Origin of the sequence: Streptomyces sp. KR55 (assembly GCF_052245645.1) — a bacterium.
In the GTDB taxonomy this organism is placed as follows: domain Bacteria; phylum Actinomycetota; class Actinomycetes; order Streptomycetales; family Streptomycetaceae; genus Streptomyces; species Streptomyces flavusporus.
Map to the genome: position 1 here is coordinate 1 of NZ_JBQQCE010000281.1, position 12,544 is coordinate 12,544.

Genomic DNA, 12,544 nt, shown 5'->3' on the forward strand with positions numbered 1-12,544 from the left:
GTCGGTGGGGACCGTACGGGAGAGCAGGTCCGGGTCCGGGCGGTCCACCAGGTGGAAGGCGCCGTCGCCGGCCAGGAGGAAGGCGTTGCCGGCGGACGCCGCGTCGCCGAGGGCGGCAAGCGCCTCGGTCAGCGGTGCGTCGAGGCGTCGTACGCGGAACCGGCCGTCGAGGGCGGCGAGGGCGTCGGCCACCGGCAGTCCGTGCAGGAGGCGGTGGATGGCACGGACGCGCAGGGGGTAGCGGGCGGTGTCGACCAGCAGGACCAGGCCGTAGTCCCAGGGGCTGGGGGACGGGTGCTCGGCGCGCAGCAGGCAGTAGGTGGCCCAGCGGTGGTGGCCGTCGGCGATCAGGGCCTGGTGGTGGGCGAGGTCGGACTGGATCCGGGCCACGTCGCCGGGGTCCGTGACGGACCAGAGGCGGTGGCTGAAGCCGTCCTCCGTGGTCGTGGCGAGCAGAGGGGGCTTCTCGGCTGTGCGTTCCACGACTTCGGTCGTGGCGGCCGCCGGGCCGTTGCCTCGGTAGGTCAGGAGGAGGGGCTCGAGGTTCGCGGAGGTGGCGCGCATCAGGGCCGCTCGGTCGGCGACGATGTGCGGCATGACGTCCTCGTGCGGCAGGACGACGCCCTCCGTCGGCTCCGAGACGCGCAGGGCGCCGATGAGTCCGCGCTGGAGCATGCCGTTGCCGTCGTGCTGTTCGTAGACGTAGAGGCCGGGCTCCGGGTCGGGGGTGAGGACTCCGTCGGTGAGCCAGCGGTGCAGGGTGTCCGCGGCCTGTGCGTTGCGGGCGGTGGGGGTGGCGGCCTCGGGGAGAATCAGGCGGACGATGTTGTGCGGGTCGGCCGACTGCAGATGGTGCAGGCCGTCGGGGCGTACGACGACGTCGTACGGAGGGGATGTCACGGCGGCCAGGCTGCCGACCCGGTCGGGGTCGTAGCGGAGCCCTCGGAACGGGGTGAGTTCCAGGCCTCGGCGCGTCGTTGCTTCCGGGTGACCTGCTGTGTTCATCTCGGCATCGTACGTGTGTCAGTGGCATGGGGGATGATCGGGGGAAAGACGCCGAACCGAGGAGAGATGCGGAATGAGCCAGAGGGTCAGGACCAGGCCCGAGGGCTGTGGGCAGGCGCTCAGCGAGGCGTACGACACGGCGCTGCTCGACCTGGACGGAGTGGTGTACGCGGGCGGGAACGCGATCGTGCACGCGGTCGACTCGCTCGGTGCGGCCCGGGCGGGCGGGATGCACCTCGCGTATGTCACCAACAACGCGCTGCGGACCCCAGACACCGTGGCCGCGCATCTGACCGCGCTGGGCATACCCACGACGGCCTCGGACGTGATCACTTCGGCGCAGGCGGTGGCGCGGCTGATCGCCGAGCAGGTGCCGTCGGGAGCCCGGGTGTTGGTGATCGGCGGCGAGGGGCTGCGGGTGGCGCTGCGGGAGCGCGGGCTCGTTCCCGTCGAGTCGGCGGACGACGATCCGGCGGCGGTCGTGCAGGGGTTCGGCGGGCCGGAGTTGCCGTGGGGGCGCTTCAACGAGGCGTGCTACGCCATCGCGGCGGGCGTGCCGTGGTTCGCCTCGAACACCGACCTGACGATTCCGAGCGCACGCGGGATCGCGCCGGGTAACGGCGCTGCCGTGGAGGTGGTGCGGATCGCGACCGGCGCCGAGCCGCAGATCGCGGGCAAGCCGCTGCCGCCGATGCACCGGGAGACGATCCTGCGCACGGGGGCGAAGCGGCCGCTGGTGGTGGGGGACCGGCTGGACACGGACATCGAGGGCGCGTTCAACGGCGAGGTCGACTCGCTGCTGGTGCTGACCGGCGTGACCGACGGGGCGCAGCTGCTCGCCGCGCCGCCGCAGCACCGGCCGACGTATGCCGACGTCGATCTGCGGGGGCTGCTCACGGGGCAGCCGGAGATCGCCGAGGCGGGCGACGGATTCCGGTGCGGAGACTGGACGGCGACGGCAGGCGCGATGGGGAGGCTCGAACTCGACGGTGACGGAGAGCCCGTGGATGGGCTGCGCGCGCTGTGCGCGGCGGCCTGGACGGCGGCCGGTGAAGGGGTGTGCGAGCTGGACGGGGGGAAGGCGCTGGCGCGGCTGGGGTTGTGAGACGGGCTCGGCAGTCGCGTGCGCCGGACTCGGGATCTTGATCCGATCAGAGGGTAGGCTAACCTAACCCCGTGTTGGTTGAAAGCCCTCCCGAACAGCGCGCGGACATCACCCCTGCGCCTCCAACCCGCCGGGTGATACGTGCCTTTGGGCTGCTCGTGGCCGTGGCGATCATGGTGCTCGTCGCGCTGGCGAGCATCGCGGTCGGCGCGAAGGAGCTGTCCCTGGAACAGGTCTGGCACGGCCTGTTCGAGAACTCGGGGACGTACGGCGACGTCGTGGTCGACGAACGGATGTCCCGGACGGTCCTCGGGCTCCTCGCCGGCGCGGCGCTCGGTCTGTCCGGGGCCGTGTTGCAGGCGCTCACCCGCAATCCGCTGGCCGATCCCGGACTGCTCGGCATCAACGCGGGCGCGTCCGCGGCGGTCGTCACCGCCCTCACCTACTTCGGCGTGACGAGCCTGAGCGGTTATGTGTGGTTCGCGTTCTTCGGTGCGGCCGCGGTCGGGGCGCTCGTGTGGTTCCTGGGCGGCAGCCGGGGGGCCACGCCGGTCCGGCTCGCGCTGGCCGGCACCGCGATCAGCGCCGCGCTCTACGGCTATCTCCAGGCCGTGATGATCATGGATGATGCCGCGCTGGGCAAGATGCGCTTCTGGACGGTCGGTTCGCTGACCTCGGCGACCGACGAGACCATCACACAGGTGCTGCCCTTCTTCCTGGTCGGCTCGCTTCTCGCGCTCGCGCTCGCCCGGCCGCTGAACGCCATGGCCATGGGCGACGACACCGCCAAGGCGCTCGGTGCCAACCTGAACCGGACCCGGGCGCTGTCGATGCTCGCCGCCACCGTGCTGTGCGGGGCCGCGACCGCCGCCTGCGGGCCGATCGTGTTCGTCGGACTGATGGTTCCGCATGTCGTGCGGTCCTTCACCGGGCCGGACCTGCGCTGGATCCTGCCGTATGCGGCGATCCTGTCACCCGTGCTGCTGCTCGGCGCGGATGTGCTCGGCCGGATCGTCGCCCGGCCCGCGGAGATCCAGGTCGGCATCGTCACCGCGATGCTCGGCGGCCCGGTCTTCATCTTTCTCGTACGACGGCGGAGGACGGCCCAGCTGTGAAGACCAACCGTGCCAACCGTGCCGTGCGCACGCCGGGCGGGCTGTCCGTGCGCCTGGACGTCCGGACCCTCACCGTCGTCGTCCTGCTGCTGCTCGCCGCGCTCGCCGCGAGCGTCGTGCTGATCGGCACCGGCGACTTCCCGATCCCGGCCGGCGACGTGCTCAAAACCCTGGTCGGGAACGGCGATGCCGGTCAGGAGTTCATCGTCAACGAGCTGCGGCTGCCGCGGGTCCTGGTCGCGCTGCTGGTCGGCGCCTCGCTGGGCCTCGGCGGTGCGCTGTTCCAGTCGATCTCCCGCAATCCGCTGGGCAGCCCGGACGTGCTCGGCCTCGGTCAGGGGGCGACAGCCGGTGCGCTCGTCATGATCGTGCTGTTCTCCGGGAGCGCGAACGCCGTCACCTTCGGTGCGCTCGTGGGCGGTCTGGGGACCGGGCTCGCCATCTACGTGCTGGCCTGGAAGCAGGGCGTGCACGGCTATCGGCTGGTCCTGGTCGGTATCGGTGTGTCCGCCATCGTCACGGCCGTCAACGGCTATCTGCTGACCAAGGCGGACATCGTCGACGCGGCCCGCGCGGTGGTCTGGATGACCGGGTCGCTCAGCGGCCGGGACTGGGACCAGGTCTGGCCGCTGCTCGCGCTGTGCGCCGTCCTCGTACCGCTCGTGCTGGCCAATGCGCGCGGGCTGCGGATGCTGGAGATGGGCGACGACGTCTCGTACGCCCTCGGGGTACGCGTCGAGCGCGTACGGCTGCTGCTGATGGTGGCCGCCGTCCTGCTCACCGCCGCGGCCACCGCCGCCGCCGGCCCCGTCAGCTTCGTCGCGCTCACCGCGCCGCAGCTCGCCCGCCGCCTGACCCGCTCCCCCGGCCCGAACCTGCTGCCGTCCCTGTGCATGGGCGCCGCCCTGCTGGTCACCGCCGACTGGATCTCGCAGCGCGTCTTCGGCGCCGACCAGCTGCCCGTGGGCGTGGTCACCGGCGTGCTCGGCGGTGTCTACCTGCTGTGGCTGCTGGTCACCGAGCGCAGGGCGGGCCGGATATGAGCGCTGAGCGCTCCGCTGGAAGTGACGCGATGTGCCGTCGATCGTCTGCGGCACCGTCGTGGCTGGTCGCGCGCCCACGCGGCGGAGCCGCATATCGGCACAGCCCCGCGCCCCTTCAGGGCGCTGCCCAACCACAGCGGACTTCGCCCGACCTGCCGCGGCACCAGTAGCAGCACCGAGCTGAACAAGACAAGGAGCACCGTGAACCGCCTGATCGCCGAGAGCGTCACCCTCGCCTACGACCAGCGCGTCATCGCCGAGCAGTTGTCGGTGGAGATCCCCGACAACTCCTTCACCGTGATCGTCGGTCCGAACGCCTGTGGCAAGTCGACGCTGCTGCGCGCGCTGTCGCGGATGCTCAAGCCCAGCCAGGGCCGGGTGCTGCTGGACGGGCAGGTCATCCAGTCGATGCCCGCGAAGAAGGTCGCCCGGGCCCTCGGCCTGCTGCCCCAGTCGTCGATCGCGCCGGACGGGATCACGGTCGCCGACCTCGTGGGCCGCGGCCGCTATCCGCACCAGGGGCTCCTGCGCCAGTGGTCGACCGAGGACGAGCGGGTCGTGCAGGAGTCCATGGCGCAGACCGGTGTCGCGGAGCTCGCGGATCGTTATGTCGACGAGTTGTCGGGTGGTCAGCGCCAGCGTGTCTGGATCGCGATGGCGCTCGCCCAGCAGACGCCGTTGCTGCTGCTCGACGAGCCGACGACATACCTGGACATCCAGCACCAGATAGATGTCCTCGACCTGTGCGCCGAGCTGCACGAGGAGCAGGGCCGCACCCTGGTGGCCGTCCTGCACGACCTCAATCACGCCGCCCGGTACGCCACGCACCTCATCGCGCTGCGCGGCGGCGAGGTGATCGCCGAGGGTGCGCCGAACGACATCGTCACCGCGGAGCTGGTGGAGGAGGTCTTCGGGCTGCGCTGCCAGGTCATCGACGACCCGGAGACCGGGACCCCGCTCGTGGTGCCGGCGGCGCGCAAGGCCCGGGCGAAAGCCCCGGCCGTGGCGGCTACAGAAGCTTCCTGAGGCGGAACAGGTCGAACAGGCTCGCCTCCAGCTTCACCCGGCCCGAGCCCCAGGCCTTCGCGAAGTTCAGCCCGCCGTCCACGAGCGCCACCAGGTCGTCGCCGGCCAGGGTCAGCCGGATCTGCGCCTTCTCGCGCGCCCGTCCCCGGAGCGTGTCGTGCACCTTGATCCGGCCGTCCTCGAGGCGGCCGACGAAGGTGATGTCCAGGTCGGTGATGCGGCAGCTCACCGAGCGGTCCAGGGCAGCGGCCGCGCGGACGTCGCCCTCGGCGTCCTGCATGTTGTCCGAGAGCTTCTCCAGTGCGGCGCGGCACTCCTCGATCGTGGCCATAGCGATCGACGGTACCCCAGCGCTTCGGGGTAGCGTCGGGGCATGAACGACTCGGTTCCGCAGACGGAGATCCCTCGGGAGGCGGCGCCGGCGCAGCCCGAGTACGACCCCGCCGCCCCCGCCCCGCTCGAGGTGCCCCGCACCCCCACCGGCAACTCCGAGGTCGACGCACAGCTGGAGCGGCTGGCCGACGCCGACCACCTCGCCACGGACGGACACCTCGAGGTGTACGAGGATGTACATCGGGGGCTGCGCGACGCGCTCACCGCGCTCGACGCCCGCCCGGGACCTCCGGCGCCCACCCGTCACCCGACCACCACCCCTCAACGAGGCCCTTCGGGCCACGAGCACAATTCGTCGTATGGCAGTAGGAGCTGAACCGAACGTGGCAGGAGTCGCACGTCGCCGTCTGGACGCGGAGCTGGTCCGCCGCAAGCTTGCGCGCTCGCGTGAGCATGCCGGCCAGCTGATCGCCGCCGGGCGGGTCACCGTCGGCAGGACCGTCGCGACCAAGCCGGCCACGCAGGTGGAGACCGCGGCGGCCATCGTCGTCGCGGCCGACGACAACGATCCCGACTACGTGTCGCGGGGCGGCCACAAGCTCGCCGGCGCGCTGAAGGCGTTCGTCCCGCAGGGGCTCGTCGTCGAGGGGCGGCGGGCGCTGGACGCCGGTGCGTCCACCGGAGGCTTCACCGACGTGCTGCTGCGGGCGGGGGCCGCGCATGTCGTCGCCGTCGACGTCGGATACGGGCAACTCGCCTGGAGTCTGCAGAGCGATGAACGCGTCACGGTCAAGGACCGTACGAACGTACGCGAGTTGACGCTTGAGGCGATCGATGGGGAACCTGTGGATCTTGTGGTGGGGGATCTGTCCTTCATCCCCTTGGGACTGGTCCTGCCCGCACTGGTGCGATGCGTGCGGCCGGACGCCGATCTGGTGATGATGGTGAAGCCGCAGTTCGAGGTGGGCAAGGAGCGGCTGGGCAGTGGGGGAGTCGTACGGAGTCCGCAGTTGCGCGCCGAGGCCGTGTGCGCGGTGGCCGAGCGGGCCTGGGAGCTGGGGCTCGGGGTGAAGGGTGTGACGGCCAGTCCGTTGCCCGGGCCCTCGGGGAATGTCGAGTACTTTCTGTGGCTGCGGGCCGGGGCTCCCCGACTGGACCCGGCCGACGTTGACCGTGCAGTGGCGGAGGGGCCGCGTTGACACCGAACCGAGCTCGTACTGTTTTCCTGCTGGCCCACACCGGGCGACCCGCGGCGATCCGCAGCGCCGAGCTGGTGGTCAAGGGGCTGCTGCGGTCGGGGATCGGCGTCCGGGTGCTGGAGGCGGAGGCGCAGGATCTGCCCCTGCCGGACGAGGTGGAACTCGTCAAGGAGGCGACCCCGCAGTGCCTCGACGGGTGTGAGCTGCTCATCGTGCTCGGCGGTGACGGGACGCTGCTGCGGGGCGCGGAGTTCGCCCGGGCCTCCGGGGTGCCGATGCTCGGCGTCAACCTCGGGCGGGTCGGGTTCCTCGCCGAGGCCGAGCGGGACGATCTCGACAAGGTTGTCGACCGGGTGGTGACGCGGGCGTACGAGGTCGAGGAGCGGATGACCGTCGATGTCGTCGTGCTCAGCAACGGGGACATCGTGCACACCGACTGGGCGCTGAACGAGGCGGCCGTGCAGAAGGCGGGCGCCGAGAAGCTGCTCGAGGTCGTGCTCGAGATCGACGGGCGGCCGGTGACGGGGTTCGGGTGTGACGGGATCGTTCTGTCGACGCCCACCGGGTCGACCGCGTATGCGTTCTCCGCGGGTGGGCCTGTGGTGTGGCCCGAGGTGGAGGCGCTGTTGATGGTGCCGATCAGTGCGCATGCGCTGTTCGCGAAGCCGTTGGTGACGTCGCCGGACTCGGTGCTCGCGGTGGAGGTGCTGCCGCATATCCCGCCGGGGGTTCTCTGGTGTGACGGGCGGCGGACCGTGGAGTTGCCTCCGAGGGCGCGGGTGGAGGTGCGGCGGGGGGCTGTGCCGGTTCGGCTGGCGCGACTGCATCATGCTTCGTTCACGGATCGGCTGGTTGCGAAGTTTGCGTTGCCTGTTTCCGGGTGGCGGGGGGCGCCGCATTAGACGCTGAGCGGAGTGAACTCACGTGAGTGACATGGAGGACCGGCGTCGCGCTTCAGGGGCTGGACCTCGTAAGGTCGTGTCCGTGTTGGAGGAGATGCGGATACGGTCACTCGGAGTCATCGACGATGCCGTCGTCGAGCTCTCGCCGGGGTTCACCGCGGTCACCGGTGAGACGGGTGCGGGCAAGACCATGGTGGTCACCAGCCTGGGGCTGTTGCTGGGTGGGCGTGCGGATCCGGCGCTCGTGCGGATCGGGGCCGGGAAAGCGGTCGTGGAGGGGCGGATCACCGTGCCCGACGACGCCTCGGTCGCCGTACGGGCCGAGGAGGCCGGGGCCGAGCTCGACGACGGGGCTTTGCTGATCAGCCGTACCGTTTCCGCCGAGGGGCGGTCGCGGGCGCATCTGGGTGGGCGGTCGGTACCCGTGGGGGTGCTGGCCGAGCTGGCCGACGAGCTGGTCGCCGTGCACGGGCAGACCGATCAGCAGGGGCTGCTGAAGCTGTCCCGGCAGCGACAGGCACTGGACCGGTATGCCGGTGACGCCGTCGCCGTGCCGCTCGTCAAGTACACGGAGGCCTACCAGCGGCTGCGGGCCGTCTCCGCCGAGCTGGAGGAGATCACCACACGCGCGCGTGAGCGGGCCCAGGAAGCCGACATGCTGCGGTACGGGCTCGACGAGATCGCCGCCGTGGAACCGCGGGCCGGCGAGGACGTGGAGCTGGCCGAGGAGGCCGAGCGGCTCGGGCACGCGGAGGCGCTGGCGTCGGCCGCGGCCGCCGCGCATGCCGCGCTCGCGGGCAACCCGGAGGACCCCGAAGGCGTCGACGCGTCGACCCTCGTCGCGGGCGCGCACCGGGCCCTGGAGGCCGTACGGTCCCACGATCCGGCGCTGGCCTCGCTGGCCGACCGGATCGGGGAGGTCGGGATCCTGCTGGGCGACGTGGCGGGGGAGCTGGCCGGGTACGCCGACGATCTGGACGCCGATCCGCTGAGGTTGGCCGCGGTCGAGGAGCGGCGGGCCGCGCTGACCGCGCTGACCCGGAAGTACGGCGCGGACATCAACGCCGTACTCGCTTATGCCGAGCAGGGCGCAGCGCGGCTCACCGAGCTCGACAGCGATGACGAGCGGATCGGGGAGCTGACCGCCGAACGGGACGCGCTGCGGACCGAACTGGGCGGGCTGGCGCAGGCGTTGACGGATGCGCGCACCGAGGCGGCGGAGCGGTTCGCCGCCGCAGTGACCGCCGAACTGGCCTCGCTGGCCATGCCGCACGCGCGCGTGTCGTTCTCGATCCGGCAGACCGAGGACCCGGAGGGCGTCGAGGTCGGCGGCCGTGCGGTGGCGTACGGGCCGTCCGGTGTCGACGAGGTGGAGCTGCTGCTCGCGCCCCACCCGGGCGCGCCGCCCCGGCCCATCGCCAAGGGTGCGTCCGGCGGTGAGCTGTCCCGCGTGATGCTGGCCGTGGAGGTCGTGTTCGCGGGGACGGACCCCGTGCCGACGTATCTCTTCGACGAGGTGGACGCCGGCGTGGGCGGCAAGGCCGCGGTCGAGATCGGGCGGCGGCTGGCGCGGCTGGCGAAGACCGCGCAGGTCGTCGTGGTGACGCATCTGCCCCAGGTGGCCGCCTTCGCCGACCGGCAGTTGCTGGTCGAGAAGACCGACGACGGGTCGGTGACCCGGTCCGGCGTCAAGGTTCTGGAGGGCGAGGACCGGATCCGGGAGCTGTCGCGGATGCTGGCCGGGCAGGAGGACTCGCAGACGGCCCGGGCGCATGCGGAGGAGCTGCTCGAGACGGCTCGGGCGGACGTGTAGGCGGACGTACAGCCATGTCGAGGTCCAACGCCTTCGCGATCACGGCCGCCCTCACCCGCGCCGGGCTCGCCGCCCTGCGGACCACCGCGCCCGGTGGGCGGGAGCGGTGGGAGCGGAAGAACTACGCCGGGAGGACCGTGGAGTTGTACGCCGGACCCGCGGCCGCCCTCGCGGCGGCGGCCGGCGCCGGGCGAGTGAGTCCGCTCGCGGGGGCCGCCCTGGTGGCCGTCGGCGCCTGCGGGGCGTATGACGACGTCGCCGGGGATCACCGGCGCGGCTTCCGGGCGCACCTGGCGGCGCTGCGGGACGGTGAGGTCACCAGCGGGGCCGTCAAGCTGTTCGGGATCTCCGCGACCGGGCTGCTCGTGGGCGCGGCGCTCAAGGAGCGGCCGCTGGACAAGGTGCTGGCCGGCGTCGTGATCGCCGGTGCAGCGCACTTCGTCAACCTCGTGGACGTACGGCCCGGGAGGGCTGCCGGAGCGGTCGTCGCGCTCGCGGCGCCGGGGCTGCTGCAGAAGGGTCCGGGCGCGGACATGGCCGCCGTCACGATGGGGGCGGCTGCCGCGGTGCTGCCCGATGACCTGGGGGAGCGCGCGATGATCGGTGACACCGGCGCGCATGCGCTGGGAGCCGCCCTCGGGACTGCTGTCGTCGCCGGCAACAGGCGAATCGGGCTGGTCGCCCACGCTGCGGCGGTCGTGGCCGCGGCGGTCTGCGGCGATCGGGTCAGCGAGCTGGCGAAGTCACTCGTGTGAGTGACTAGGGTCGCTGGGTTGCCTGCGGCCGAGGCGGTCGACGGGCCCTTGACGGCCGTATGTCCTGGCATGCTTGGGCGGGTACGCGAGGAAGCCGAGCGGTACACCCCCTCCGCACGATCCTTCTGTACGTTGCTTCGTGACCGTCCGACGCCGAACCAGGAGCCCCGGCCACGTGACCCCCGTGAGCAGCCCGTCACCGCACGGCCAGTCGCCGCTGCGCACCGTGCAGGTGCTGGGTGGAGGCAACGCCGGCAGCAGCGCACATGTGCGCTCTCTTGCCGCGGGGCTCGTCGCACGGGGCGTGCGGGTCACCGTGTGCGCCCCCCTCGATGCGGATCACACCTACGACTTCACCGGCGCCGGAGCCGAGCACGTCCATGTGCCGCGCAGCAGCGATCCCGCGTCCGTGGCCGTGCTGCGGGCGGTCTGCACGGGCGCCGACCTGGTGCACGCGCATGGACTGCACGCTTCCTTCCGGGCCGCGCTCGCTCTTGGCGGACGGCGCACCCCGCTGGTCGTCACCTGGCACAACCGCGCCCACGCCGAGGGGGCGCGCGCCCGCTTTCTGCGCCTGCTGGAGCGCCGGGTGGTCAAGGCCGCCGCGGTCGTGCTCGGGACCACCTCGGACCTCGTCGACCGGGCGCGCAAGGCCGGCGCCCGGGACGCCCGGCTCGCTGCCGTCGCCCTCCCCGGGCAGCGCACGCCCGTCGAGCGCGACGACCCCGACCGGCTGCGCCCCAAGATCCGGGCCGAACTCGGCGCCACCGGACGCCCGTTGCTGATGGCCGTCGGCTCCCTCGACCCGCAACGCGGCTACGACGTCCTGCTGGACGCCTCGCGCGCCTGGCGTCGGCTCGATCCCGTGCCGCTGGTCGTCATTGCGGGGGAGGGGCCGTTGCGTGCGGTGCTGCAGCGCCGGATCGAGGAGGAGGGGCTGCCGGTGCGGCTCGTCGGGCGGCGTGACGACGTGGCCGAACTGCTCGCGTCCGCCGACCTCGCCCTGCTGCCGAGCCGGTGGGAGTCCCGGTCCGTGCTCGCGCAGGAGGCCCTGCACGCGCGCGTACCGCTGGTCGCCACCTCGGTCGGCGGCATCCCCGAACTCGTCGGCGACGCCGCCGAACTCGTCCCGTCGGGAGATGCGGAGGCATTCGCCGACGCCGTCGTACGGCTCCTCACCGACCCCGAACGGCGGGAGCAGCTCAAGGAGATGGGCCTGCAGCAGGCAGCCACCTGGCCGACCGAGGACGAGACCGTCGCCCAAGTCCTCAGCATCTACGACGAGTTGACGCAGGCCAGGCCGTTCGCCTAGCCGACGTGCCGACGTGCCCGCAGTGCCAGGCTCAACGCCAGTACGGTCTGGGGGTCGTCGAGGTCGGTGCCCAGCAACTCGCCGATCCGGGCAAGGCGGTTGTAGAGCGTCTGGCGGTTGAGGTGCAGCTCGCGGGCCGTCTCCGCCTTGCGGCCCGCGTGTGCCAGATAGGTCTCCAGGGTGGGCAGCAGCGGGGGTTTGGAGCGGCGGTCGTGGTCCTGGATCGGGCCGATCGCGCGGTCGACGAAGGCCGCGAGGTCGGGATGGTCACGCAGCCGCCACAGCAGCAGGTCGATGTCCAGGCGCCGGGCGTCGTACCAGGGACGGTCCCTGAGCCCCTGTGCCGCGGTGGCCGTCTCCGCCGCGTGCCGCAGCCCCGCCGACGCCGCCGCCCAGCCGCCGGCCACCCCGACGACCACCACCGGTGGCTGGGCTCCCGGCCGCTGCATCCCCGCCCGCTCCACCCCCGCCCGCAGCGCCGCCGCGACCCGGTCGGCGACCGCGGAGCGCTCCGACTCCGACCGCAGGCCGAGCAACAACGGGACACGGCCCTCGACCGGTCGTACGCCCAGCAGTACCGGAACCCCCACCGAGGCCAGCTCCTCCGCCACCGCCCGGGCCAGCACCGCCCAGCCGCCGCCGCTCTCGGCCCCGGTCGAGCGGGCGGTACCCCCGTCCGGCGCCAGCGCGTCGCCCAGCCGCATCACCACCGGCAGCAGCGGGCCGGCGCCCGGCTTGAAGCCCAGGACGCGCGCCTGCGCCGGGGCGTCCTGCGGGGTGATCCGGCCCTCGGCGAGGTCGGTGAGGAAGTCGCCGCGCCCGCGCGCCGCCAGCTCCTCCTCCTGACGGGCCTGCATCAGGACCACGGCGAGGATGCCGGCGGCCCGCTCGGCCGCGATCCGGTGCACCGGCGCCAGGGGCGCGCGGACCGGCAGG

At 72.6% G+C, this 12,544-nt stretch carries 13 protein-coding genes; 10 read left to right on the forward strand and 3 right to left on the reverse strand.

What is annotated here, in order from left to right:
• Positions 1 to 1,005, reverse strand: a 1,005-nt coding sequence (locus tag ACTWQJ_RS32735; RefSeq protein ID WP_443310131.1) for a DUF1015 domain-containing protein, incomplete at its 3' end; no start/stop codon positions are given.
• A 73-nt stretch (positions 1,006 to 1,078) separates the two neighbouring features.
• Between ACTWQJ_RS32735 and ACTWQJ_RS32740 the strand changes: the two genes are divergently transcribed.
• The 4 genes from ACTWQJ_RS32740 to ACTWQJ_RS32755 all read left to right on the forward strand — a co-directional run bounded on the left by ACTWQJ_RS32740 (position 1,079) and on the right by ACTWQJ_RS32755 (position 5,294).
• Positions 1,079 to 2,110, forward strand: coding sequence for an HAD hydrolase-like protein (locus ACTWQJ_RS32740; protein WP_443310132.1), 1,032 nt, complete (start codon positions 1,079 to 1,081; stop codon positions 2,108 to 2,110).
• A gap of 71 nt (positions 2,111 to 2,181) precedes the next feature.
• Positions 2,182 to 3,225 carry a FecCD family ABC transporter permease gene (locus tag ACTWQJ_RS32745; protein ID WP_443310133.1) on the forward strand — a complete coding sequence of 348 codons (1,044 nt, stop codon included), beginning with the start codon at positions 2,182 to 2,184 and terminating at the stop codon, positions 3,223 to 3,225.
• Positions 3,222 to 4,268: a FecCD family ABC transporter permease gene (locus tag ACTWQJ_RS32750; RefSeq protein ID WP_443310134.1), complete on the forward strand. Its 1,047-nt coding sequence runs from the start codon at positions 3,222 to 3,224 to the stop codon at positions 4,266 to 4,268. Before ACTWQJ_RS32745 ends, ACTWQJ_RS32750 begins: the two co-directional genes overlap by 4 nt.
• A gap of 201 nt (positions 4,269 to 4,469) precedes the next feature.
• Positions 4,470 to 5,294, forward strand: a complete 825-nt coding sequence (locus ACTWQJ_RS32755; RefSeq protein ID WP_443310135.1) for an ABC transporter ATP-binding protein — start codon at positions 4,470 to 4,472, stop codon at positions 5,292 to 5,294.
• Here ACTWQJ_RS32755 and ACTWQJ_RS32760 read toward each other — a convergent pair.
• Positions 5,278 to 5,625 carry an SCP2 sterol-binding domain-containing protein gene (locus ACTWQJ_RS32760; protein ID WP_443310136.1) on the reverse strand — a complete coding sequence of 116 codons (348 nt, stop codon included), beginning with the start codon at positions 5,623 to 5,625 and terminating at the stop codon, positions 5,278 to 5,280. The two genes, ACTWQJ_RS32755 and ACTWQJ_RS32760, sit on opposite strands and share 17 nt — an antisense overlap.
• A 42-nt stretch (positions 5,626 to 5,667) precedes the next feature.
• Between ACTWQJ_RS32760 and ACTWQJ_RS32765 the strand changes: the two genes are divergently transcribed.
• The 6 genes from ACTWQJ_RS32765 (at position 5,668) to ACTWQJ_RS32790 (ending at position 11,608) form a co-directional block, all read left to right on the forward strand.
• Positions 5,668 to 6,003 carry a hypothetical protein gene (locus ACTWQJ_RS32765; protein ID WP_443310137.1) on the forward strand — a complete coding sequence of 112 codons (336 nt, stop codon included), beginning with the start codon at positions 5,668 to 5,670 and terminating at the stop codon, positions 6,001 to 6,003.
• 7 nt (positions 6,004 to 6,010) lie between these two features.
• Entirely contained in the window at positions 6,011 to 6,826 is an 816-nt protein-coding gene (locus ACTWQJ_RS32770; RefSeq protein WP_443310138.1) for a TlyA family RNA methyltransferase, read from the forward strand.
• A complete protein-coding gene (locus ACTWQJ_RS32775) occupies positions 6,823 to 7,728 on the forward strand; it encodes an NAD kinase (RefSeq protein WP_224738600.1) in 906 nt (301 codons plus the stop codon). Before ACTWQJ_RS32770 ends, ACTWQJ_RS32775 begins: the two co-directional genes overlap by 4 nt.
• Positions 7,729 to 7,822: 94 nt before the next feature.
• Complete coding sequence (gene recN, locus ACTWQJ_RS32780) at positions 7,823 to 9,541, forward strand: DNA repair protein RecN (protein ID WP_443310142.1); 1,719 nt, start codon at positions 7,823 to 7,825, stop codon at positions 9,539 to 9,541.
• A 14-nt stretch (positions 9,542 to 9,555) separates the two neighbouring features.
• Positions 9,556 to 10,296 carry a hypothetical protein gene (locus tag ACTWQJ_RS32785; RefSeq protein ID WP_443310139.1) on the forward strand — a complete coding sequence of 247 codons (741 nt, stop codon included), beginning with the start codon at positions 9,556 to 9,558 and terminating at the stop codon, positions 10,294 to 10,296.
• Between the two features lie 175 nt (positions 10,297 to 10,471).
• Positions 10,472 to 11,608: a glycosyltransferase family 4 protein gene (locus ACTWQJ_RS32790; protein ID WP_443310140.1), complete on the forward strand. Its 1,137-nt coding sequence runs from the start codon at positions 10,472 to 10,474 to the stop codon at positions 11,606 to 11,608.
• Here ACTWQJ_RS32790 and ACTWQJ_RS32795 read toward each other — a convergent pair.
• A partial coding sequence (locus tag ACTWQJ_RS32795) for a PucR family transcriptional regulator (RefSeq protein WP_443310141.1) occupies positions 11,605 to 12,544 on the reverse strand: 940 nt, incomplete at its 5' end. The genes ACTWQJ_RS32790 and ACTWQJ_RS32795 overlap by 4 nt on opposite strands.

Excerpts from the sequence above, each read along its gene's own strand:
- ACTWQJ_RS32740 (WP_443310132.1), top strand. The coding sequence starts at position 1,079 with ATGAGCCAGAGGGTCAGGACCAGGCCCGAGGGCTGTGGGCAGGCGCTC.
- ACTWQJ_RS32760 (WP_443310136.1), bottom strand. The coding sequence starts at position 5,625 with ATGGCCACGATCGAGGAGTGCCGCGCCGCACTGGAGAAGCTCTCGGAC.
- ACTWQJ_RS32765 (WP_443310137.1), top strand. The coding sequence starts at position 5,668 with ATGAACGACTCGGTTCCGCAGACGGAGATCCCTCGGGAGGCGGCGCCG.
- recN (WP_443310142.1), top strand. The coding sequence starts at position 7,823 with ATGCGGATACGGTCACTCGGAGTCATCGACGATGCCGTCGTCGAGCTC.
- ACTWQJ_RS32785 (WP_443310139.1), top strand. The coding sequence starts at position 9,556 with ATGTCGAGGTCCAACGCCTTCGCGATCACGGCCGCCCTCACCCGCGCC.